28 protein-coding genes and 1 pseudogene are annotated in these 20145 nt (G+C 55.3%); 24 read left to right on the top strand and 5 right to left on the bottom strand.

What is annotated here, in order from left to right:
- Nucleotides 1-149 precede the first annotated feature (149 nt).
- The 5 genes and pseudogenes from QAO71_RS17180 to umuC all read left to right on the top strand — a co-directional run bounded on the left by QAO71_RS17180 (nucleotide 150) and on the right by umuC (nucleotide 5769).
- On the top strand, nucleotides 150-776 hold the full coding sequence (locus tag QAO71_RS17180) for a hypothetical protein (RefSeq protein WP_280165882.1): 627 nt from the start codon (nucleotides 150-152) through the stop codon (nucleotides 774-776).
- A gap of 16 nt (nucleotides 777-792) precedes the next feature.
- Complete coding sequence (locus tag QAO71_RS17175) at nucleotides 793-2043, top strand: hypothetical protein (RefSeq protein ID WP_280165881.1); 1251 nt, start codon at nucleotides 793-795, stop codon at nucleotides 2041-2043.
- Between the two features lie 561 nt (nucleotides 2044-2604).
- Nucleotides 2605-2865, top strand: a pseudogene (locus tag QAO71_RS17170) (HU family DNA-binding protein).
- A gap of 1202 nt (nucleotides 2866-4067) precedes the next feature.
- Nucleotides 4068-4505: a translesion error-prone DNA polymerase V autoproteolytic subunit gene (gene umuD / locus QAO71_RS17165; protein WP_280165880.1), complete on the top strand. Its 438-nt coding sequence runs from the start codon at nucleotides 4068-4070 to the stop codon at nucleotides 4503-4505.
- A complete protein-coding gene (gene umuC / locus QAO71_RS17160; RefSeq protein WP_280165879.1) occupies nucleotides 4498-5769 on the top strand; it encodes a translesion error-prone DNA polymerase V subunit UmuC in 1272 nt (423 codons plus the stop codon). Before umuD ends, umuC begins: the two co-directional genes overlap by 8 nt.
- A gap of 13 nt (nucleotides 5770-5782) precedes the next feature.
- Here umuC and QAO71_RS17155 read toward each other — a convergent pair whose 3' ends face one another.
- Nucleotides 5783-6433: an SOS response-associated peptidase gene (locus tag QAO71_RS17155; RefSeq protein WP_280165878.1), complete on the bottom strand. Its 651-nt coding sequence runs from the start codon at nucleotides 6431-6433 to the stop codon at nucleotides 5783-5785.
- The gene (locus QAO71_RS17150) at nucleotides 6426-6587 is read right to left on the bottom strand and encodes a hypothetical protein (RefSeq protein ID WP_280165877.1); all 162 of its coding nucleotides are present in this window, start codon (nucleotides 6585-6587) and stop codon (nucleotides 6426-6428) included. Before QAO71_RS17150 ends, QAO71_RS17155 begins: the two co-directional genes overlap by 8 nt.
- A gap of 235 nt (nucleotides 6588-6822) precedes the next feature.
- Between QAO71_RS17150 and QAO71_RS17145 the strand changes: the two genes are divergently transcribed.
- The 3 genes from QAO71_RS17145 to QAO71_RS17135 all read left to right on the top strand — a co-directional run bounded on the left by QAO71_RS17145 (nucleotide 6823) and on the right by QAO71_RS17135 (nucleotide 8537).
- A complete protein-coding gene (locus tag QAO71_RS17145; RefSeq protein ID WP_280165876.1) occupies nucleotides 6823-7383 on the top strand; it encodes a hypothetical protein in 561 nt (186 codons plus the stop codon).
- Nucleotides 7376-7894, top strand: coding sequence for a hypothetical protein (locus tag QAO71_RS17140; protein WP_280165875.1), 519 nt, complete (start codon nucleotides 7376-7378; stop codon nucleotides 7892-7894). The genes QAO71_RS17145 and QAO71_RS17140 overlap by 8 nt, the downstream gene beginning before the upstream one ends.
- A gap of 127 nt (nucleotides 7895-8021) precedes the next feature.
- Entirely contained in the window at nucleotides 8022-8537 is a 516-nt protein-coding gene (locus QAO71_RS17135; RefSeq protein ID WP_280165874.1) for a hypothetical protein, read from the top strand.
- Nucleotides 8538-8881: 344 nt separating this feature from the next.
- Here the strand turns inward: QAO71_RS17135 and QAO71_RS17130 are convergent, their stop codons facing one another.
- On the bottom strand, nucleotides 8882-9112 hold the full coding sequence (locus tag QAO71_RS17130) for an antirestriction protein ArdR (RefSeq protein ID WP_280165945.1): 231 nt from the start codon (nucleotides 9110-9112) through the stop codon (nucleotides 8882-8884).
- Between the two features lie 667 nt (nucleotides 9113-9779).
- Between QAO71_RS17130 and QAO71_RS17125 the strand changes: the two genes are divergently transcribed.
- The 7 genes from QAO71_RS17125 to QAO71_RS17095 all read left to right on the top strand — a co-directional run bounded on the left by QAO71_RS17125 (nucleotide 9780) and on the right by QAO71_RS17095 (nucleotide 13294).
- Entirely contained in the window at nucleotides 9780-10076 is a 297-nt protein-coding gene (locus tag QAO71_RS17125; protein WP_280165873.1) for a hypothetical protein, read from the top strand.
- Nucleotides 10077-10113: 37 nt separating this feature from the next.
- Nucleotides 10114-10884 carry a DUF2807 domain-containing protein gene (locus QAO71_RS17120; RefSeq protein ID WP_280165872.1) on the top strand — a complete coding sequence of 257 codons (771 nt, stop codon included), beginning with the start codon at nucleotides 10114-10116 and terminating at the stop codon, nucleotides 10882-10884.
- A gap of 57 nt (nucleotides 10885-10941) precedes the next feature.
- Nucleotides 10942-11121 carry a hypothetical protein gene (locus tag QAO71_RS17115; protein ID WP_280165871.1) on the top strand — a complete coding sequence of 60 codons (180 nt, stop codon included), beginning with the start codon at nucleotides 10942-10944 and terminating at the stop codon, nucleotides 11119-11121.
- 231 nt (nucleotides 11122-11352) lie between these two features.
- A complete protein-coding gene (locus QAO71_RS17110; RefSeq protein ID WP_280165870.1) occupies nucleotides 11353-11865 on the top strand; it encodes a hypothetical protein in 513 nt (170 codons plus the stop codon).
- A gap of 91 nt (nucleotides 11866-11956) precedes the next feature.
- Complete coding sequence (locus tag QAO71_RS17105) at nucleotides 11957-12412, top strand: hypothetical protein (RefSeq protein WP_280165869.1); 456 nt, start codon at nucleotides 11957-11959, stop codon at nucleotides 12410-12412.
- A gap of 162 nt (nucleotides 12413-12574) precedes the next feature.
- Nucleotides 12575-12859, top strand: a complete 285-nt coding sequence (locus QAO71_RS17100) for a hypothetical protein (protein WP_280165868.1) — start codon at nucleotides 12575-12577, stop codon at nucleotides 12857-12859.
- A gap of 66 nt (nucleotides 12860-12925) precedes the next feature.
- Complete coding sequence (locus QAO71_RS17095) at nucleotides 12926-13294, top strand: hypothetical protein (protein ID WP_280165867.1); 369 nt, start codon at nucleotides 12926-12928, stop codon at nucleotides 13292-13294.
- A 339-nt stretch (nucleotides 13295-13633) separates the two neighbouring features.
- Here the strand turns inward: QAO71_RS17095 and QAO71_RS17090 are convergent, their stop codons facing one another.
- The gene (locus QAO71_RS17090) at nucleotides 13634-13816 is read right to left on the bottom strand and encodes a hypothetical protein (protein ID WP_280165866.1); all 183 of its coding nucleotides are present in this window, start codon (nucleotides 13814-13816) and stop codon (nucleotides 13634-13636) included.
- A gap of 800 nt (nucleotides 13817-14616) precedes the next feature.
- On the opposite strand from QAO71_RS17090, the gene QAO71_RS17085 reads away from it, so the two are divergent.
- The 7 genes from QAO71_RS17085 to QAO71_RS17060 all read left to right on the top strand — a co-directional run bounded on the left by QAO71_RS17085 (nucleotide 14617) and on the right by QAO71_RS17060 (nucleotide 18460).
- A complete protein-coding gene (locus tag QAO71_RS17085; RefSeq protein ID WP_280165865.1) occupies nucleotides 14617-15117 on the top strand; it encodes a hypothetical protein in 501 nt (166 codons plus the stop codon).
- A gap of 172 nt (nucleotides 15118-15289) precedes the next feature.
- Nucleotides 15290-15556, top strand: coding sequence for a hypothetical protein (locus QAO71_RS17080; protein WP_280165864.1), 267 nt, complete (start codon nucleotides 15290-15292; stop codon nucleotides 15554-15556).
- Nucleotides 15557-15580: 24 nt separating this feature from the next.
- Nucleotides 15581-16210: a hypothetical protein gene (locus tag QAO71_RS17075; protein WP_280165863.1), complete on the top strand. Its 630-nt coding sequence runs from the start codon at nucleotides 15581-15583 to the stop codon at nucleotides 16208-16210.
- Nucleotides 16211-16289: 79 nt separating this feature from the next.
- Nucleotides 16290-16766, top strand: coding sequence for a hypothetical protein (locus QAO71_RS17070; RefSeq protein WP_280165862.1), 477 nt, complete (start codon nucleotides 16290-16292; stop codon nucleotides 16764-16766).
- A gap of 48 nt (nucleotides 16767-16814) precedes the next feature.
- Nucleotides 16815-17435 (top strand): hypothetical protein, encoded by a 621-nt coding sequence (locus QAO71_RS18020; RefSeq protein ID WP_348273412.1) that lies wholly within the window; start codon nucleotides 16815-16817, stop codon nucleotides 17433-17435.
- On the top strand, nucleotides 17321-18085 hold the full coding sequence (locus QAO71_RS18015; protein ID WP_348273415.1) for a DNA methyltransferase: 765 nt from the start codon (nucleotides 17321-17323) through the stop codon (nucleotides 18083-18085). Before QAO71_RS18020 ends, QAO71_RS18015 begins: the two co-directional genes overlap by 115 nt.
- Nucleotides 18086-18088: 3 nt before the next feature.
- The gene (locus QAO71_RS17060; protein WP_280165861.1) at nucleotides 18089-18460 is read left to right on the top strand and encodes a hypothetical protein; all 372 of its coding nucleotides are present in this window, start codon (nucleotides 18089-18091) and stop codon (nucleotides 18458-18460) included.
- Here QAO71_RS17060 and QAO71_RS17055 read toward each other — a convergent pair.
- Nucleotides 18437-18991 carry a DUF4262 domain-containing protein gene (locus QAO71_RS17055; RefSeq protein WP_280165860.1) on the bottom strand — a complete coding sequence of 185 codons (555 nt, stop codon included), beginning with the start codon at nucleotides 18989-18991 and terminating at the stop codon, nucleotides 18437-18439. The genes QAO71_RS17060 and QAO71_RS17055 overlap by 24 nt on opposite strands.
- Before the next feature lie 120 nt (nucleotides 18992-19111).
- Between QAO71_RS17055 and QAO71_RS17050 the strand changes: the two genes are divergently transcribed.
- Nucleotides 19112-19363: a hypothetical protein gene (locus tag QAO71_RS17050; RefSeq protein WP_280165859.1), complete on the top strand. Its 252-nt coding sequence runs from the start codon at nucleotides 19112-19114 to the stop codon at nucleotides 19361-19363.
- Nucleotides 19360-20142, top strand: coding sequence for a hypothetical protein (locus QAO71_RS17045; RefSeq protein WP_280165858.1), 783 nt, complete (start codon nucleotides 19360-19362; stop codon nucleotides 20140-20142). Before QAO71_RS17050 ends, QAO71_RS17045 begins: the two co-directional genes overlap by 4 nt.
- The last annotated feature ends 3 nt before the right edge of the window (nucleotides 20143-20145 follow it).

The following is a 20145-nucleotide window of genomic DNA, read 5'->3' as shown; positions in this document are numbered from 1 at the left end:
GGGTACGTTGTACCCGATGACAATGCCACATACCTGAAGCACAGCCGTGATCTCTCCGAGTTCTTTACCTCCTGTACCAAGCGTGTAGGCGGTTGGACCTGGTTGCGCTCAATTGGCACCACCTCCCCACAGCAATAAGGAATTAACCAATGGCCGATGATCGTAATAACCTAGTGGTAGGCTACCCCACCCGTGAGATCCGCGTGACCGGCGAGCGCTGCGCTTCGATGGTTCATACTACCGTCGCGGTATCGCGTTTTGAAATCCAGCTCGTTAACATGTCGATGTCCAGCGCTAACAACATGCGTGACGCAGTACGGAAGTCATCCGATCGTTTCAAAAGAGCATTGGATGCATTCGAATCTGAGATTCGCGAGTGCCAGCGTGACCTCGACCTCGCAAGCAAGCGGAAGCGTCCTGCTAATCGCAAACCTTCAGGTGGCTCGGTCCAGCGCCCCGGACAGGAGCAGGTCGGTCGACATGAGGCGAAACAGCAAGCCTCCGCAGCGGCTCAGAACACGCCTGCTTCCCATCCCAGCAAGGCTGCCCCGAACCAGCAGGGTAAAACGCCAGCCGCCCATAAGCAGCCTCAGAAGACTACAGAGGCTCAGCCCGACGCTGGTGCGAAGCAGCCGCAGAAGCAAAAGCAAAGGCAGAAACAGGCTAAGCAGCTCCCAGCCGCAGAGCCGGGAGCAGGGGTAAAAAATCAGACGGCTATGGCCAGCCCTGATGAATCCAAGCCAAAGGCAGTACCCGCTGTTCCTGTTCTGGATTAAAAGAGGCACCTCAAAGATGAGCAGTCACAATCTGGAGAAAGACAACGGCGTGAATATATATTCGGTGCTCAGCGCCGGGGGGATCGCCGTTCTCATAGTTGGCATGTACGTCGTCGCGTACATGTATTACATCGACCGACCTCACCACCTGGTATCCATGGCAACGACGGCCGCAATCGCTCTTTCTCTGGTTCTGGCCGCTGTAACTCCGTTCTTCAGTGTTCAGCACTCTGCGCCTGGTGAGGCATCGAAGACCGCCGCCGCAAGTTACCACCGTGGGCTAACGATGGCATGGGTCACATCGGCGATCTCGCTTGGGATATTCCTTTGCGCGGCGCCGGTAACCCGCGTGTCCCTTGAACATACCGAGTACGTGATAACTGCTGGCGTAGTTCTGCTGATCATGGCCGCAGCGCATTGGATGGCTAAGCCCAAGGCAGAGCCCGCCACTCCGGCATCCCATCGGGACGCCGAGATGATCAACACCCTTACCCTTCCTGCAGAGTTTAAGCAGTCCGTGGATCAGCGCCCGGCATTCCAGGTAACCATGGTCGATCTGACTCGCCTGATAATTCACCAGGCCGGACGCACAATTGCCTACCGGGGTAGCAACTGCCTCTTCGATGACTCGTTCAGCATTGAGCTCGACATCAATGCTCGGACCTCAAAGATCTTTTCCGAGACGAATCTCGTGAACACAGCACCATTTCTTTACTGGCGCATGCATATGCTTCTCATGGGATCGGCGGCCGAGAAGGTACTCACTGGATCTATGAGCGAAGCTGCTCTCGACGACATACACCAATTCGATGACCTGGCAGCTCGGTTTCTGATGCTCGGGGAAAATCGCACCTTTAACGCAAAACCCATCAACGAAGCTGAAGCGGCCCTTAAAGCCGGCCGGATCAACACGCTACGCAAGAATGTCTGGTCCCGCTGCATGGCTGCAGCCAGAGAGAATAGGAATGTTTTGGGTGAGGTGGTCTCACTGATGCGTAAGAGGCCTTGTCTGACCTATAGTGACATTCGAAGGTTGTTGGAACGGGTTAAAATGCCTGAGGACTTCCCAGTGGCTCAGTTCGACTCTGAGGACACCGTCATCAAGGGGGTCCTTGAGAACCACTCAGGGGATGAGGTCACCCTCAAGCCCGGTGAAAACTCAATGTTCGCTACGCAGGAGACAGTCATCTTTGAACAGGCCCGGGCGTCCTCACATAATGACCGCGTGACCAACCTGGACGATCACCGCAAGACCCTACTGGCTTAAACCCGAGCCCCTTCGCAGGGGCTTCTTTTGCTTGGGCAAAAGGAGAACAGAGCCCCTTAACAGGGGCTTTTTTTGCCATGGCAAAAAGGAACACGAGCCTCCTGCGGAGGCTTTTTTGCTCACGCAAAAGAACCCCCGGCTTTTCAGATTGGGCGGCGGCGGCGGCGGCGGCCAAATTCCATCTTAGGTTTTGGCAGCGAAAGCTAATCCCGTGATTTCGTAGTGGCGCTGATCTTCGGCAGTAAGCATCAAACTCTCAACTGACCGGCTCCGAATCCGATCTTTTCATGCCAGAAAGCACCTAGTCGAGAATCTGCCTAGGCAATCAGACCGTTACTTTCGTTCCTCGGGCTCGCTATCTGCGTGTCATCGTCAGAACCCATCATCGGGAATCAGTCCTAATGTGAAGATGTGGGTGGTCGCGTTCTTGAGTGGACACTTTGGAGCTCAGGGTTCCTTCTCCTCTTTTCTCCTAAATCTGCCCCCCTGTTTGCTTGGACCATAATCGCGAATCGGTATACTGATTCTGTACTCCCCACAACCCCCAAGGTATTGAACTTTATGAACAAGAAAAACCTGATTGATGCAACCGGCATCAATCCTGACGTGAGCAGAGATACTGCCGGTCGCACCCTGGGCGCCTTTACTTCAACCATCACCACCGAGCCTGCCGCAGGTAACGATGTTGCACTGGTTGGCTTCAGTACCTTTGATGAGTAATAGCGTGCGGAACGCACTGGGCGTAACCCAAAGGCAAGCGGACTAATGACCATCAGTGCATATTCTGTTCCATCCTTCAAAGCCGGAAAGTCACTCAAGTAAGCAGTAAACGGCTGAGTTAAGGATGATGTACAAACCTTAGTTAATCTTGTTAGCACCAATGATGAGGCTACATGTTTCCAGTAAACAAGAAATCAAATAATCAAGTAATAGCCTGCTTGTTCTGTTCTTTATTTGCGACCGTCCATGCATTTGCGGTCACATGGCAGGAGGTACATGAGCCAAACCCGGGTTCAGGCTGGAGCGTTATAAGTTGTACTGACGGCACCGGATGGCAAGTTTGTGAAAGGCCGAGTGTTTACCAATGTTTTATGTACCTTTCTATTGGAGGCGGCCCTGTTCCACATCCGACTGTTAGGGGTGATACAAATGCTGTATATGGCCCCCTTTCGGGAAATCTTAACGGCCCAAGATACTGGTCTCTATTTTGGTCCCCAACTTTTATTACTCATCTCAGATCAAACCAACCCTATGCAACCAGGGGAGCATACACATATTTTGCTGTTGATCATTCGGGCAGACCGTTTGAAAACGGCACCCCACGAAATGATCAATTATTTAACGGTCAAAGTAATTGGTTCCCGATCTGTAGAACAGATATTCATGGACCAAATCCGTATGTCCAATAATTCACACGACAGTGGCAAAAGCGGAGTGCAGGACTAGACTTTTCCGGCATGTATTACCATGAACCATGTTTGACCTCTTCCCCCGCCAGATGGCGGGGGGTTCCTACAGCGATTAGGCGCAATACTAAGCCGCCTCGATGGTTCCTGCTGCTTGAGGCATTGCCGCTCCGCTCACTTTTGTATCCCGCCCTCAACGTTGATCGCGCCGACCAAATCGGCGGTTTCCTCGAAACCGCACGCCACCGGTATAGCCGGCAAAAACGCTGCTTAGGGGCCATCCAGAACACTATTAGACTGCCTAAACGGAAACCATCATGCAGGCGTTGATTTACTCTCAGGAAGCCAAGGCCTTCCTGAGCCATGAATTAAACGCACAAACCGAGCGCCCTTTTTCCCGTTTTGCTTGCAAAAGGCAGCAAAATCTAAGGTTCTGGGCGCCCCCGCCTCGAAATCTCGGGATTGGTAGTGGTTCCCGGGTTGCGCGATGGAATAGTCAAAACTCAACCCTTGACATAGGAATGACTCCCGAAGGCGTGCCCTGAGGCCTCATAGTTGTTGCTTAACGTATCTGCCTCTATACTGTACGCATATCCAGCACATGACAAGGCATGCCAAATGAGCAATGCAGAAATTCTCGCGCCCGTTACCTGCTCCAAGGCCCGGCTCCCCTTCTACTCCGCGCGAGTCCCTGCCGGATTTCCGAGCCCCGCCCAAGACCACATTGAAAAAACAATATCGCTTGATGCTCTCTTGGACATAGACGCGCCTCAAACCTACCTCGTACGCGCTCACGGTGACAGCATGATTGGGGTCGGTATCTTTGACGGGGATATTCTGGTTGTAAGCCGTGGCGTTGACGCTCGATCCGGTGACATCGTTATAGCTGCGATAAACGGTGATACCTTCGTGAAGCGTTTTACACGAGCTCACAATCAGGTCGTCTTGCTGTCTGAGAACCCAATATACGCCGCCAGGTTCATCATGGAAGGTGACGAACTCCTAATCTGGGGTGTGGTTATGAACAGCATCAGGCAGCACTGCAATCATGGCTGATCGCGCTATTGCGCTCGTGGACTGCATCGCTTTTTACGCTTCATGCGAACGAGCGTTCCGCCCGGATCTGCTACGCACGCCGATTGTGGTCTTGAGCAACAACGACGGCTGTGTCATAGCCCGCTCTGCAGATGCTAGGCCCTACATTAAGATGGGTGCGCCGTACTTTGAGATCAGGGAGACGCTGCGCCGGCACGGCATTCTTGCGTTCTCCTCCAACTATGAGCTGTACGGGGATTTAAGTCAGCGCGTCATGTCCGTGATTGAGAGCCTGGTGCCGGCTGTCGAGGTGTATTCAATCGACGAGTCATTTTGCGATTTAACCGGTATCAGTGACCGCTTGCAGATGGGCCGCGATATACGGGCACAGGTATTAAAGCTAACAGGCATTCCGACCGGCGTAGGTATCGCATCCACAAAAACCTTAGCAAAACTCGCCAATGCGGCTGCGAAAAAGTGGCAGCGCCAAACTGGTGGGGTGGTCGACATTTGCGACCCTGAGCGACGGGACCGGCTACTGAAGGTGATGCCGGTTGATGAAGTATGGGGCGTCGGGCGACGAATGAACGAGCATCTAACGTGCATAGGCATCAAAACCGCATGGGACCTGGCGCAGGCTGATGCTTGGACGTTGCGAAAGCAGTACAGTGTTGTCGTCGAGAAAACTGCTCGGGAGCTTCGTGGTTTGCCCTGCCTGGACCTTGAGGAAGCCGCCCCTCCAAGGCAGGAAATATGCTGTAGCCGCGCTTTTGGTACCCGGCTACTGACGATAGAACCAATACGGGAGTCGGTGGCCACCTATGCGGCTCGCGCATGCGAGAAGCTGCGGGCACAGCGCTCGCTTTGCAAGCGCGTAAGGGTGAGCATCCGTACTGGCATGTTCAACCCCGATGAAGCGAAGTATTCGAAGGGGGTTCTGTGCGAACTGCCCTACCCCACCGACGATACCCGCCTTGTCACGCGATATGCGCTGGCCGGACTCGACCATGTATTCCGTGAAGGCTATTCCTACAGCAAAGCTGAGATCCTATTGCTTGATCTGAGACAGCGCGGAGAGTTTACCGACGATCTCTTTGCTGAGGTACAGCCCGAAGTGTCGGAGCGGGTGATGGGTGTCCTGGATGAGATCAATCAGAAATGGGGTAGAGGCACACTGCGGTCGGCGCGAATTCCAATAGCCCCGGCCTGGGGAATGCGCCGAGAAATGAAGAGCCCAAGCTTTACGACCAACCTTGAAGAGCTTTGGGCAGTAAAGTGCCGCTAAAAGCGATCGAATCTCACCGCTTGGAAGGTCTGGCCTCCGCTACAAGCCGATCTGCAGGGTATTGAAGCATGAATTCCATGCTTTGCTCTGGAGGTGCCCGCAGCCAATCATTAATGGCGCCATTGGGAAGAATAACAACCATGCGCTTTTCGTCGTCTGGGCGGTGATAGTTCCGCATCAGTGGGTGATCGTCAGCATTGATCGTCAGCATCGAGAAGCTATAGACATCTTCGCCGGCCGGGCCGGTCCACCGGTCCCATAGACCGGCAATGCTCATCAATCCGCCGTCTGCCCTTGATATTCTGGTGGGAACAGCTTTACCACTGCGCCAATCAGGCTCATAGATAGCAACGGCCGGAATAATGCAGTGCTGCGAGGATTTCCAGGCGCCCCGGAACGAATTCTTTTCTGCCGCTGTTTCGGACCGTGCGTTGTATGTTCTGCGCGCCAGCTTGGTGTCCTTTGCCCAGAAGGGCAGCAGACCGAATATCCCACTAAGGGCTTCGTAAGCACGCGCGTCATGATTCACACCCTCATCTGAAGGCGCACGGAGGAACGGTCCAACGTACGTCGGCCATAGTTCGGTTTGCGTCGGTTCGTCAGGTGCGACTTGGAAGGCCTCAAGCAAGCGTTGTGAGGACGGTGCTTCGTATCGACTACACATAGTGGTAGGGATCAGTCGTCAGGCTCGATAGTGTCGCGATGAACTGCCGAAAGCTCAAGACAGGGTCTACGACCAAAGCACCAACGACTGCCAATGACATCAGCGCCATGACCCACAGGCAAATCTGTCCGGACAACACGATGATTTCAAGCATACCCAGTCCCTCTTTTGCACACGGCTTATGATCAGAGATACATCCTATACAGGTTATCCGCAACCCCGGGAATGTGGTTGTCCTCTTGGGTGCCTCGCGGATTCCAATGCTAGGTTTCGACAGCGGTTTCTGGTCTTAGTGCCTGATATCCCGCATGCGCGGACCCGTTTGGCTTGCTTCTGGCACGAGGGTAGACGGTCTTTAATGGGCTATCTCACTCATCGGAGCAACTTCCATGGCAGAATCAACCATGCAGCTGAGCGATCAGGATTACGAGCGCTTCGATCTGGTCTCAGCCTCGAACATTATTTCCCAGGGAATGGCCCAGGACGGTTTGCATGTTGAGGCCAGTGATATTGCCGATCAGATGCTTGTGTGCCTGACCGTACGCAACCATTACGGTCGGGTAACCAGGAAGGGTGAGTCTATTTTGGTTCCTGTAGCGAGCCTGTTCGATCAGTATGATTTATGGGTGATCCGGATTGCCGCCTTGACAGATATCTTCATGGACCAGGATGAGGTTAAAGCGGGGGGTTGGCCGGGTAAGGCGTTGCCCGGGACTGAGGCCGCTCTCAGGAAGATCAAGCAGATAGTCTTCGGTCTGATAGAGACACAAAGCGGTCTACTCAACCCCGAAGATGGTGTAACAGTACTGGATATCATCACCCGGTCTCTGGTCACCGGTGAGTCACTGGCTCAATGTCGCTCCAGGGCGCTTTACGATACACGAGGCCTCCGGGTAGCCTTGCAGCCAAAGCCACGCCAACGAAGCATGCGGAACCGGTTCAATGCCTAAAGCCGTCCACACTCCCGATCAGGCTCTCTCAAACGGTCAATATCTCAATCTCTCGATGCTGTTTGAATGCTTAGCGCTCGATGCCGGCACCTACAACCATCGCACGGACAGTGACAGCATGGAGAGACGATTTCTTTCGTCACTGACAGATGCTGAGATGTCGTTAGGCGTACGCAAGGGCTTTGGGATTAGCGGAGTGTGGGCAAAGACGTTTATTGCCCACTACCGCGATCTGGTGACCATGCTCGCGGGGATCTACCTGATTGATCCTGAATGCTATGGTTCAGACCTGCTGAGTACATGGCCGGATAACGGTACAGGTGCGCGCCTAATCTTGGATACCTATCGGGTAGAAGCCATTCGGATTCTGGACCTGGGGAGTGAGGAAGCTCTCTCAGTGCTGGGTCTCGATATGGAGAAGGTGGCGCCAGAGATAGGCTCCGACCACTTCAGGCTGAATTCTGCGCTTGGTAAGGTCCATGTGCAGCGGCTTAACAACCTGATGCGCTGAGCGCCAGGCTCTCTGCTTTGAGCGGCCCTGAACCAAAAGCGGTAGGTTACGAGTTGGGTATTTTGCTCGACACTGGGATCATCTTATTATCCTCTGATACCGATCGGACTGGAGCTGAGCTGCGCCAATGCAAATCGACGACGATTATGTGAGAAAGCATGCCCGACCAGGTGAAAACTGGGATCAAGCACGCAGACGGGTGGAAATGGAAGTCAATGAGCGGGCCAGCCAGCTTCCAGGCTGTGTGGTGTGCGCTGAACATTCCTCCAGCGTTATCGAAGCAGAGTACCGACACGAGCGAGGTATGTGCCGCATCTACAGCGAGCCCCCCGAAGCGGCATTCGACTCCCGAAAGTTCGATGAAGCCCTGGCGGAACACGAATCCCGAAATGCGGATCTGGCTGCTATTGCCCGCGTGAATTTCGAGATGCTGATGCATGACGCCGGCATACAGGGATATCCGGTGAACGTGCTGAGAGTTTTGAGTCAGGCGGAGGGATACCTTAAAGCTTGCAAAGACCTGAACCTTTTTGATCAAGCAGAGCTTAACGATATGAGGGAAAGGGTATTTCTTGCCGAGTGTACGCCTAGAAAGCAGTTCATCGAGCAGGTAGCCAATCCCAGTATTCTCCCTTGGAGATGATGCTTAGGGACTGACTGCTGGAGAGTGGCGGATGGTGGCCAGGGTTGGTGCTGCTTTGCACCTCATCCACTGGAAGCTGAGTAACGCCCAGCCGGGCCTAGAGCGTTCTGCGGGGTTGTACCAGTAATCACAACGCCGTGACACAGTTACCTGGTAGGAAAGGATAGGTCGGCCGGGCACTGCAAGACCAGGCATAGCCCGCGCCAATTACCTCAACCCAATGGCTTGGATTTCGAGGACACAAGATGAGCATTGGAACCAGCGCAACCACCACCGGATCGGTACGCGATTATCCAGCGCTTTAGCGCCCGATCTGCGATAAGCCACGCGGATCTTGTTGGCTACTACCGCTCTGACAGATTGACTGCTAGCCAGCACTTAGCCCCGTCGTAGTCGTTACCGCCTTCGGCAACGAAAACATGTCCGGCATCATCAATGGCGAAGGTTCCAGGCCTCTCACTTGAGGGGTCTCGCAACTTGTTCTTCCAACCGTACACGCCGCCCTGCCAGAACAGCACCACACCACCGGTATAGCGAACATTGGCTATGCGCCACATCTGCGCTACCTGGCCCATCAGAACCAGATTGCGGCTCTCGACGGTACCCTTCAGGTTAGATCCTTCCATGAAGTCGGTGCTCCGCTCTCCAGTTATGCATTTGTGATTTGTTGATGCCTATGCCTGCGATGCGTTTATTCATCCAGTTCACCTCGTAATGTGAGCCTTGAACTATCGAGCTGACAATCTAAGGCGTCATCAGGGCCTAGCAAGTCCCGCCTGCCTGGCCAAGCTGGGGTGATGCGCTGTAGCCGCCAGGAGCGTAGATCGGGTGTCCCAAGGGAAGCTGAGTGGCATCAAGCATCCTGCCTTGCTCAAAGTAGCATCTTAGGCCCCGGAAAATGAAGCGCTCATACTCAACCTCAGACTTCCAGCCAGTAGCGCTCTTGATGATGCCTAACCTCGGAATCGGAGTAGCCGCGTTGCCCGCGATGTAGCCGGGCTTGCTGACGCGCTGCAGATCATAAAGCGCGGCGAACTCATCGACATTGGCCACTTGAGGGAATTTCATGATGGATTAGATAATTAGCTCCAGCCGTGAACAACAGGAGTGTGGTGATAGAGGTAATGGCCAAAGATAGAAATCGACGAATAAAGAACTTCAAGGGTAATGGTTACCGGGGATCTGCCACACTCCACACGGCCTTAGCCTGTACTCATCACTTCACATACAGGAATAACCATCATGGCCAAGAAGAAATATGACTTCACCATCTCCCTGCAGCAGGCTGAGTACGAAAGAGGTTTTTTCACTATCGTGTACGGCGGCTCCGCCACTCTGTATCGGCGTGAACAGGTCAGCATGACTTTGGACGAAGCTATCGCTTATCGTGACGAGATCAGCTCGCAGGAAGAGCGTACGCACTTGGCCTCGATCCGCATGACCTACACGAATGACCGTTCTGCACCGGGTCTTAATAAATTGGACCATCTTCAGAAGGTCGGCACTCAAACGCGCCTCAGCACTGAGGCGGCGGCATAGGGCTTATCACCGAATATCCAAAAGCAGGGACAGACACATGAACGACATCAGCCCGCTGAACATCCAGTACGAGACCGGCCGCGAGTCCGCTTGGTCCCGCACCGCGTACTATGAGAAAGAGGAGCGCCAGATGCGCTCTGTAAGCAATATTGCAGTTAAGGGTTCAGTAGAGGTGGTCTTTTTCAGAGCACCTTTGGCTCAGCTGGTGGTGGCTGGCGAGAACCAGGAGGCCATCAGCAGCATCAAGACCCGCTTTGAGGGAGACAAGCTGGTCATCGAGCAGGAAGGAGTCTCGATCAGCGGTGGGGGCGGCAACATCCATGTGTCGGGTTCCGGCAACATTGTGGTCGGTGGCGATATCTATGTGGGTGGACAACGCAGTGACGAGCACATGCAATTCAATGCTCCGGTGGGGGGCGTTGTTATCGGGGGCGGCCGCTGTGTTGTCGGAATCGCATTGCCTGAGGCCCCAAGCTTCCGCCTCAAAGGCAGTGGCGATATCACGCTCTATGACATTCAGCAGTCAGTGCTCGATATAGGACTCAACGGCTCCGGCGACATAACGGCGTATGGCCAGGTTGAACATCTGGAGGCAGCAGTGTCCGGCTCCGGCGATGTGGATGTGAGCGATCTAACAGCCAGTTCCGCAGCTCTGTGTGTTAACGGCTCTGGAGACATCGACGCCTATGTTACCCAGGTTGTGAAAGCCCGTGTTTCGGGTTCAGGTGACATCGTTGTGCGCGGCAACCCGGCGACCCGAGATCATCGGGTTTCAGGCTCTGGCGATATCAAGTTCAAGAAACGATAGGGCACGGCAACATGGCAAAGCGTCGTACCTTCGCCGATAAGCAGCTCCAAGCCGTCTATGATGAGCTGCGCGGCCGGCGCGTGGACCCTGAGCAGTGGCGGGGGCAAGGGTGGTGGCGGCAATGCCTATGCGGTCGGCTACACCATGCCCGACGAACCTAACCACCTATTCCCGCCAGGCTCACGGGCTTATGCCCGCTGGGCCGCTGGCGTGGACAATGCCCGCGAGGACCGCTAGTAGCATCCCCGCTGCAGGCCCTCCGGCCAAGATCAACCTACCCCGGCTTTTCAGAGCAACGGCCATAGAACCGCGCCAGCTCGAAACCATCACGCTGATCACCGCCAATCCCCATCCTTTGAAATGACAATCAGTATCCGGGAAGGCTCATGACACAGCCCTGCAGGGGCGATGATGGCTCTACTTCGACGGCACAAGCCAGACACCAACGAGCCACAGGACACCGCCAGCATGCAAATAATTTCTACACGGACATTCTCTCGCCTTGCACACATAACGCTGCGCCTGCGGCTTATCAGGCTGTCTGAGTACTGCGCGGCAAAGGCCGGTTACTTCCAAATGGGCGCAAGCATGAAAGCGCCCAGGGACATGCGGCTCAAGAGCCTGGCCAAGTGGGTCATGAGCAATGTCACCGCATCGGTGGAACAACGGTTCTACGTGTTGGGCTACGACGGCATTCTCCCTGCCTCCGCCCTGCGCCGTATCATCGCCGGGACCAAGGCGCACCGCGCGTGGATATCGGGGGTCATGGGCGTCTACAAGGACGAGCACGGCCAGCATTACGGGGTCTGTGACCGTGAGTGGACCTTCTACCGCGTAGTTTGTCTAGGCCAAAACGAGACTTCGGCACTGACTATCGTGCGTCACGTTCTTGTGCCGTGGAGCCTCCCCTACCTGCATCACCAGCGGCCATACATCGCCGCCCAAGATCAAGTTCAGTGGGACGACGATATTCCGTGGTAACAGGCCAAGCATCAAAGGGCGAAAGCCGCCCTTAGGCTATGAGCAAGCGCCCAGCATTCAAGCAGCGAACCCATCAGTTGAGGATCAAACTATGAACGCGATACCGAACACGCCGACAAGTCGTGCCTACCGCCCCATGCCCGAGCTGTGCGAGCTATGGAACCTGCTAAGCGACGTGCCCGTCACCGCAGCTGGGGCCCAGCTTGACGAGCCCTTCCTGCACTTCGACAAGGGCACTGACGTGGAGGAGGTCTGGCACTGGTTCGAGCTACAAAATGCCCTATTCACCGTCGCGGCGGCGGGATCACGTATTGGCCCGGATCACCCTTTCCACGCCCCGGGACTGGTGGAGCAGGCCTTGGCCCACATCATCGAGATCCACCCCTCAGTGACTCAGGTGGTCTACGACGATGATCTGCGCTGGTGCTATACCGACAGCCAGGGAGTCGGCGTGACATTCAAAGGCGTTGAGGACATCGGGTTGCTGGAAGAGGCCGCAGACGAAGCGTACGAGCGGCGCCTGCAGAATATCCCCGTGACGCAATGAGACAGAGCTCCCAGCAATGCCAGGCCAGAAGACACACCCCGGCGATTCAGCACAGCGCGGCGATCTGTCTATCAAGCAGATACCCCCCCGGCCGGTTCTGACACCCCCCCATGAGCCGCTAATAATTACCTCATCAAGTGCGAATTCATTGGGGAGTACGGGATGCAAACCGTTCGGGTGGGATCAGACAAATATATCTTGAGCGGCGGTCAGCTATATCACAACACTGACGCTGCAGCTGATGCCGCACTCAAGTCCGAGTGGGCCAAAGGCATTCTCATAGAGAAAAATATCTGGGTAGCTGAGATCGAGCCGGAGATAGGTCAGAAGCTGGTTGAGGGTGCGCGGGTGATTATCGGGCAGGCTGAGCAAGAACTCGCTCCGTTTTGGGTCGCAGAACACAAGCAAGGGGATGATGATCAAGGCGTGCGCGTTAGTTTGCTCTAAGGGATCTGACACACCCGGCAAGGGGCGACAATTACCACATCGAATCAACGCACATGGAGCAAGACGATGATCACCGAAGCAGCCTTCCAAGCCCTCAAAGCCACTCTCATCGCAGAACTGGAAACGCACGGCTGGACTGCGGCCAGCAAGACTGACATCGAGCTGACCTACATCCTGGCCACCAAGGACTATGAGACAGCCGTCGGCACCCGTACCGCCAGTGTGGGGCTGATCAACGGGAGTGTGATTCGTCTGGTAAGCGAATACCTGAGCCAGGGCAACAACGTACTGAGCACTACAGGCTGGTTCGATGTGCCTGCCGATGCCGACCAAGAGGTCTACACCAAGGGGATCGAATCGTTCTGCACCCAGGCTGATCGGGATGTTGACGCAAGCTATGCGCGCCGCCTGCACCTGAGCAGCGCTAGCGCCTGACCTATATGCACCCAAGACAGTATCGGGAGTCGTTACCTAGCAAGGTGGTGAGAATGGATGCCAAAGACTGCAGTCAGGTCGTTGGGTATATCCCCTGCACAGGGAATGTCAGTGCCGAGAACTGGAACCGGGAGCTGATCGGTTTGCGCTGGTGATCGAGGGCTTCAATGTCGTGGGCAACGCGATTAGATATGCTTCCCAGGCTTCATTGTGGAGGGACGATTCTGCGGGGAGTGTGGGACAGCGCTAGCCCGGGCTGCTCAGGTCCTGCGTACGCTTACCGAGGCAGGACAGTCCCAAGCAGAAGGGGTCATAGCTTTGTAGGTGGAGTGACCGGCGTTACTCGGCCACTGCATGCTCGGCATGGGCTTTGGCCCTGGCATCCAAGCCCCTTTCCCTGAGCACCTGCATAAAGGGCATATAGGCAACACCACCGGGCTTGGTAAACGATGAGCTGTTCCTGATCAGCGTCTCGTCCTTCCACTTCCTGTAGGTCTCAAGCAAAACCTTCTCCGTATTCATGCCGACATCCTTAGCCGTCCGTGTATTTACCCAATTTATAGCCGGCAGCGGTATTACGAACCACTGAATCGGCATGCACTTTTCGATATGAGCATCAGTGCAGACTTCCAGCGCCGCCATAAGTGTTCAAGGTCCGTGCGTACTACTAATACACAAGGCCACACAGGTCTCTTGCGATCGGACACTGCGCGATATCGGGCGAGCGTCTTGGTAAATCCCGAAGCCCAAACTTTGTTCTTGTCTAGCCGGCAATCAAGTACCCACAGATTCTTCCGAGGAAGCGGTGCGCGAAGCTGATCGACTCGATGAGGAAGGCGCCAGCCCCACTCATTGGGCTATGGCGTACGCGTTGTGATCCTTCTTTCAGCTGTCTGCGTGGGTTATCAAGCGGGCTTTGCAGATCCGAGGTTAAGAGGTCGCGATGATTGAGATCATGTTCGAAATTCACGAGGGCACGCTTGAGGGGTACGTCGTAGAAACAACAAAGCCCAATCTCCGAAACTACCTTGCGCAGCACTGCAGTGAGGCTGAGATGGTCGTGAGGGTACTGGCTGAGCTGGGAGAGGGGTAGCCCTTCGGCGCAATCTGTAAGTGTGAGGGGCAGGAGAGTGGACTGGATCTGACATCCTGGTATACCGGGTTCGGGTTTGAGTCGGTTATCCAGACGCCGGCCGGGCCACTCATGGTCATCTCTGATTCAGTACGTGACGAAATTTCCGTCGGCTGCCCACCCCGGCTTCTGACACCCACCAAGCAGCCTCAAACTTGTCCCATCACGACAAAAAAGTAGAGGGCCTGACATGATCATCAAACTACGATTCAACGGTATTGCCGATCAAGTGGATCTGATCGACACCGCCAATCTGGAACACGTCATCACTCAGGCCGACTTCGTACAAGCCATTTTCAGGACTCTGCACGCCGATGCTACGTATGCAGGCTTCAAGGTCATGGACATCGCGGGCCTTGGTCTGCCCACTGCCCTCCTGGCGCCCCTGAACGGCTGTTTTGAGGTGATGTATCAGATGGCAGAGGCCATTGAGATGGTGCTCTCCTATTACAGCACAGACGCCCTTGAGAGCTTCATTGAAGTGTTCGGCAAGCTCCCTACCCACTTCGGGCAGTTCGTCTCCCTGTTCGGTGGCGTCTATACCGACCCAGCAGCATTCGTTCAGCGCGAGCGGGCCAACGTGTTGCCCGGCGTCCCCAGCTTCGAAGCCGTGGAGTGGGAGGGTTCTTGGGAGAAGATGGGTTACGCCAATCAGGCTGGCGAAGTGGCTCATACGCACCGCGTTCATTGACTGGAACGCGAATACCCAGCGCCCAGGGCAGACCTTGGCTTTCAGGTCAGCACGAGGTGATCAGAGTCGATGTCATTTGTGACACCCAGTTTGATGGAAGACTGATGGGTTCTGACACACCATGGCCTGACAGACAATAACTAAATCAACCAAGGCAATCGAGGCACCGCAGATGATCTTTATAACTGAGTGGGTTGGCACCGTCTTAGGTATCAGCGGCGCATTGCTCATCGCCAGCAACGTCAAACTCTCAGCTTGGGGTTGGTGGCTGTTTCTGATTTCCAGCCTGAGCTGGTGTCTCTACGCCACTCTCCAAAGCGCATGGGGACTGCTGACACTTAACTCCTTCTTCGTCTTGTCGAACGCCTTGGGCATCTTGCGCTGGTGGTTGCCGGCAATGCAGAACCTGAAATCAACGACGTCCGAACAGGCCGTGTAACCACCAATCCCAGAGGGCACTGCCATGGCAGCTTATGAATCCACCGACCTGAATGCCCTTGTACACGAGCCTATCAACCCGGTTCGCGCTTGTACGCTCGGCGAGGGGGTCATGATGAACGAGTGGCTGTCACTCATGAACGAGGAATCCATTGCAGATGATTGGGATTGGGGATTACCCGTGCATCCGCTTGATATGATCCTTCGATGCCCCGTGGATCAAAGAGCGGCAACGGTGGCCAGCTCCTTTGTCCGGTGGCTGGGCACCAATAACGGTCGCTGCTATCTCTCAAGAAGCAGAGCATTCCAGGAGGTTCACGGTAGCGAAGCCTTTTTGGTGGGCTGGGTGCTGGAAAACAGGCGTAAATACGACAACGATTTCAGGATGATTACCTACCTTCTTACGAAAAAAGAGAACTTTTCTAACCAGGGGGGATTGATCGCCGGTGGCCGTCTGGCTGATGTAAGCGACCGCGACAACGAGGTTATCGAATCCGTAGCGAGTTGGCTTGGAACTGAACTTGGGCTGGCGTACCTGCACCGCTGCGAGACGGAAATGAAGCGCCAGCATGATGAGCACATGAAAGAGCTTCGCGAGCGTCTGCTGGCCTGCCGGACGAATCATAATTCGGCCTACGCAACCACCAAAGCCTAACGGAATAACCGGCTCTTACCTGCTACTGACACACTCTCCCGTCTCTGATACTGGCCATATCAACCAAGGAGAACTACCAATGAAAAACCTTACCTTTACCGTCAGCTTTACCGGCGTGATCGATACTACTGGCGGTGATCCAGAGGCAATCGGGATCGCAATGACTCAATCTCAACTTCGGACCAGTCTGGAACAGCTCGCTAATGACGTGCTGAGCAATGGTGCCTTCACCGGTGATACCCCTGCCTCCCTGGTCGAGCATGATTTCACCATCAGCATCGGTGAAGAGCAGACCCAACCCGAGCAAGCCGCGCTGAGACAAGATCTCTTCGTTAAGAAGCTCAATTCGTTCACCTTACCGGTGACGCCTGAGAACCTGGAAAACATCAAAGGCAGTTTCGATTGCGGCCTGGTCGATGGGGAGGGCTGTGAAGTGCTGCTGGATACAACCTCCCTGGATGCCAGTGAGCTGGATCAGCTTGCCAAGTGGGTCAATCTGACGGCGGACTGCTTGATCAAGAAACGAATCCTGATCTACGAAAGCACCGCTGACTAAAGGCACCGCTATCAGTGAACGATATTCCTTGGCGCCCAGGACAACACCATGAACCTCAATACCAATGAATCGGCACCCCAGCTGGATCTCTTCGCTTGCGTTGCGGAGGCCTACAAACGAAGCCCTGATGAGCCCTTGAGCAATGAGCGGCTGTATCAGCTGGTGGCGCAGAAGGCCGGTATCCCCATGTCCGAGCTTGATGCCCGGGAACCGGTGGGCACCAGCGGGCAAATGCACAGCCTCAAGGCCCGCGAACTGCGATGGCACCAACAGACCTTGAAGCACATGGGCGTCATCGAGCGTGTGCCGGGGCAGCGCGGGGTATGGTCCCTGACAGACAAGGCAAAAAAAGAGCTGCACCCGCCCAAGCCCGGCGTCAAGCTGCTGGGATTCTCAACGGAGCTGGGCTGCGCCGTGTGGGGCTACTCGCAGGAGGTGCTGCAGAACTGCGACACGCCCATTACGCTGGCCATCACATCAACGCCCTACCCTTGCGCAAACAACGCGCCTACGGCAATCCGACGGCCGCGGACTTTGTGGATTTCATCTGCGAAATCCTGGAGCCGGTCGTGGACAAGCTATCTGACGACGGCAGTCTCGTGCTCAACCTCAGCAATGACTGCTTTGAGCCGGGGTCGCCGCAGCGCTCGACCTACCTTGAGCGCGTGACGATCGCCATTGAGGATCGCCTTGGGCTCAGCCTGATGGAGCGGTTCGTATGGTCCGTGAAGAACAAGGTGCCCGGGCCCATCCAGTGGGCCAGCAAGAATCGGACGCATGTCCATACAGGGTGGGAGCCTATCTTGTGGTTTGCCAAAGATCCCCACCGGGTCAAGTCGAGCAATCAGCGCGTCCTGCAGCCGCACACCAGCCGGCACCTCAAGTTGATGGCCAAGGGCGGGGAATCGCGGCACAGCGAATACGGCGATGGGGCCTACCGATTGAAGCCCGGCAGCTATGGCCAGATTACCGAAGGTGCCATCCCGCGCAATGTCATCGAGCTGGCGCACAACTGCGATGTCGGCCGTGCACACCGGAAGGTGGTCGATGGTCTGGGGTTGCCTCAGCATGGAGCGGGCTTCCCCCTCGCCCTGCCCTCATTCCTTATCCGCTTTCTTACCGAGCCGGATGACCTGGTCGTGGATTTCTGCGCCGGCCGGAGCATGACGGGGCTGGCCGCCCAGCTGCTCGGCAGACGCTGGATGTGTGTTGAGGCCATGCTTGAGTACATCCGCAGCGGTGCCGAGCTGTTCCGAGCGTTTCCCGACTTCTGGATGAATCCGGAAATTGACATCACCTCTTCTCAGATCCGGGTGTAGGCGATGGCATTGGCACACGAGCTGGACGAGAGCTGGCGCGCGGACGATGGGAAGTTCGATATTGCACGATGGCACGTCTGGGCACGCAAACACGGGCTGTTGCCGTGGCAGCGAACCCGTAAGGCGTATGTCGCCCACCTTGAGCCGAAAGGGCCAATTCAGGAGCGCTACGGTCCGTTCCGGTCGATGTCCACCTTCGCAATGGCAGCATGTGAGATCGAAAGACTGGAGCTGAAGCGCATTCAGATGCTGGCGCATGAGCGGAGTGTGAAGCAGGCGCTTGAGCGAGGCGAGCCGGTAAGCCAAGAAGTTGTGGCCGACTACCCCCACCTGGCTGTTATAGCGCTGGTATCAGCTGACGTTATTCATCAGTAGGGCCTGGATCGAGGTCACAGCCGGGTCCGCAGCCGGGTTCCAAGGGAAACGCCCCTCATTGTCAGCAAAGACCCATTGGACAATCCGAGGGCACTCAAGGCCCCTGAGCTGATAATAGGTGTAGATCAGATCGCAGTAGTTCTCAGTGCAATGGGGCTGGACCTCGAACCCGTAGGCGTTTCGGGAGAAGTATCCGACGGGAAGCACTCCTTCAACCACAACTTTGCGACCTCCAATAGACTCGGCAATCAGGTGATCAAGGACTTGGCTGACCACGGAGTCTGAATCAATACCAAAGAGCACGATCTCAGGCAGTCCGAAACGGAACATGCCAACCGACTGAGTGCAGTAAGTCTGCCGGGAGGCTATGAATACCATTTTTCTGTACAGCTTGACGCGGCCTAGCTCTATTTCGTCATCGATCTGCGCAAGCAAGCTCGTTCTACCCATCATTTCTCCATGCCAGGTGCTTCCTTCGCCCTTCAACATGATTTCGGCCCCTAACATAGCATCCGGCTTGTACTGCTGCATTTCATTCCAGGAAATTACACGGCACCGGTACCCATCAAAGTTCGCCCGATTCGGTGGTGACACTCGCTGTCGAACACAATAATGGACACATCAGAAAGGCATACCGGAACAGGACGAACCATGAACACAATCATCACCAGTGAGAACATCAACGCAGCAGAGTTGGAAGCCTTTGTTGATAACGTGCGCGAGGGCCTGGACGGCCAACTTGCATCAGATTTCTCATGCTTTGAAACCTTCAACGAATGGATAGACGCTTCCTACCACTACGAAGGGATGGATAACGGGCAGAGTGGCACGGTTGACCTTCATCGCGCAATCTATGACGCGCTTGTCAAAGATGAGCGTGCAGCGGCGGGTGAGGCCGAATGAGCACCAAGATCAGGAATGGCCTCATTCTGCGCAACGCGACTCTTGATACTGCCTATGCCGCAGTAGACTCAATCCGACGCCACTGCGTCTACCTCGCCCAGCATGACGTTGCGATGACTCTGAACTCAGCTCGTATGCTCGACGAAGATATCGCAGTCAACATGTGCGATCTGGATTCCGACGGGCCTCTCACGACTCCGAAGTTGATGCGCAGCCTCTACGATGCCCGAGAGCAGGTACTTGGCCGTGGGCTTCGCAGCCCCGGCTGGGATTTCACTTTTGAGGTGGTGCTGATACCGAGCGCGCCGGACGTTCTGGCGATTTTCTATCTCGAAAACAATTCAGGGTTCTCCAAGGCCCTTGAGAGTGTGGGGTTTGAGGACTATCACTACCAGAGCAGCACTGACCGGCCAGATCAAATTGATGAAGCAGAGTGGTCACACCGTGAAGCTATCTGGAAGTCAGCTCTTAAAGGCCAGCCACCTAGCGAGATTGGGCTTGTAGCGAAGATCGTCACGTGGGATCACCTGGAACTCACCCACTTCAATGCCGAGCTTATGGCTTCCTGTGTTCCATCGGAGCACCAACGCCGAATAAATGTCGCCACGTACCTTTGTGAACTGGAGCTGGGTCATGAGCAGTTTACCTGCGCCAAGGGTGTCTATCAGATCGTCGAGAATATCAATGCAGCCGCAACCGACCGGGCCAGAACTGTTCTTCTAGCGAACGAGACTGGTGGTCCTGGACAGAGCCTCACCGATGATCGAAAAACTGCCTAGAGA

It is taken from the genome of Halopseudomonas sp. SMJS2, from assembly GCF_029866945.1.
GTDB lineage: Bacteria > Pseudomonadota > Gammaproteobacteria > Pseudomonadales > Pseudomonadaceae > Halopseudomonas > Halopseudomonas bauzanensis.
Note: the sequence above shows the minus strand (reverse complement) of the source record. Positions and strands in the feature narration are given on the sequence as shown.

Bases quoted from the DNA above. Each gene is read 5' to 3' on its own strand.
- QAO71_RS17115 (WP_280165871.1), top strand. From the start codon at position 10,942: ATGATGAGCTGCGCGGCCGGCGCGTGGACCCTGAGCAGTGGCGGGGGC.
- QAO71_RS17140 (WP_280165875.1), top strand. From the start codon at position 7,376: ATGCCTAAAGCCGTCCACACTCCCGATCAGGCTCTCTCAAACGGTCAA.
- umuC (WP_280165879.1), top strand. From the start codon at position 4,498: ATGGCTGATCGCGCTATTGCGCTCGTGGACTGCATCGCTTTTTACGCT.
- QAO71_RS17070 (WP_280165862.1), top strand. From the start codon at position 16,290: ATGAAAAACCTTACCTTTACCGTCAGCTTTACCGGCGTGATCGATACT.
- QAO71_RS17175 (WP_280165881.1), top strand. From the start codon at position 793: ATGAGCAGTCACAATCTGGAGAAAGACAACGGCGTGAATATATATTCG.
- QAO71_RS17130 (WP_280165945.1), bottom strand. From the start codon at position 9,112: ATGGGCCAGGTAGCGCAGATGTGGCGCATAGCCAATGTTCGCTATACC.
- QAO71_RS17050 (WP_280165859.1), top strand. From the start codon at position 19,112: ATGAACACAATCATCACCAGTGAGAACATCAACGCAGCAGAGTTGGAA.
- QAO71_RS17075 (WP_280165863.1), top strand. From the start codon at position 15,581: ATGGCAGCTTATGAATCCACCGACCTGAATGCCCTTGTACACGAGCCT.
- QAO71_RS18020 (WP_348273412.1), top strand. From the start codon at position 16,815: ATGAACCTCAATACCAATGAATCGGCACCCCAGCTGGATCTCTTCGCT.
- QAO71_RS17095 (WP_280165867.1), top strand. From the start codon at position 12,926: ATGATCACCGAAGCAGCCTTCCAAGCCCTCAAAGCCACTCTCATCGCA.
- QAO71_RS17135 (WP_280165874.1), top strand. From the start codon at position 8,022: ATGCAAATCGACGACGATTATGTGAGAAAGCATGCCCGACCAGGTGAA.
- QAO71_RS17105 (WP_280165869.1), top strand. From the start codon at position 11,957: ATGAACGCGATACCGAACACGCCGACAAGTCGTGCCTACCGCCCCATG.
- QAO71_RS17110 (WP_280165870.1), top strand. From the start codon at position 11,353: ATGCAAATAATTTCTACACGGACATTCTCTCGCCTTGCACACATAACG.
- QAO71_RS17055 (WP_280165860.1), bottom strand. From the start codon at position 18,991: ATGCAGCAGTACAAGCCGGATGCTATGTTAGGGGCCGAAATCATGTTG.
- QAO71_RS17085 (WP_280165865.1), top strand. From the start codon at position 14,617: ATGATCATCAAACTACGATTCAACGGTATTGCCGATCAAGTGGATCTG.
- umuD (WP_280165880.1), top strand. From the start codon at position 4,068: ATGAGCAATGCAGAAATTCTCGCGCCCGTTACCTGCTCCAAGGCCCGG.
- QAO71_RS17100 (WP_280165868.1), top strand. From the start codon at position 12,575: ATGCAAACCGTTCGGGTGGGATCAGACAAATATATCTTGAGCGGCGGT.
- QAO71_RS17145 (WP_280165876.1), top strand. From the start codon at position 6,823: ATGGCAGAATCAACCATGCAGCTGAGCGATCAGGATTACGAGCGCTTC.
- QAO71_RS17080 (WP_280165864.1), top strand. From the start codon at position 15,290: ATGATCTTTATAACTGAGTGGGTTGGCACCGTCTTAGGTATCAGCGGC.
- QAO71_RS17180 (WP_280165882.1), top strand. From the start codon at position 150: ATGGCCGATGATCGTAATAACCTAGTGGTAGGCTACCCCACCCGTGAG.
- QAO71_RS17045 (WP_280165858.1), top strand. From the start codon at position 19,360: ATGAGCACCAAGATCAGGAATGGCCTCATTCTGCGCAACGCGACTCTT.
- QAO71_RS17090 (WP_280165866.1), bottom strand. From the start codon at position 13,816: ATGAATACGGAGAAGGTTTTGCTTGAGACCTACAGGAAGTGGAAGGAC.
- QAO71_RS17060 (WP_280165861.1), top strand. From the start codon at position 18,089: ATGGCATTGGCACACGAGCTGGACGAGAGCTGGCGCGCGGACGATGGG.
- QAO71_RS17125 (WP_280165873.1), top strand. From the start codon at position 9,780: ATGGCCAAGAAGAAATATGACTTCACCATCTCCCTGCAGCAGGCTGAG.
- QAO71_RS17155 (WP_280165878.1), bottom strand. From the start codon at position 6,433: ATGTGTAGTCGATACGAAGCACCGTCCTCACAACGCTTGCTTGAGGCC.
- QAO71_RS17120 (WP_280165872.1), top strand. From the start codon at position 10,114: ATGAACGACATCAGCCCGCTGAACATCCAGTACGAGACCGGCCGCGAG.
- QAO71_RS17150 (WP_280165877.1), bottom strand. From the start codon at position 6,587: ATGCTTGAAATCATCGTGTTGTCCGGACAGATTTGCCTGTGGGTCATG.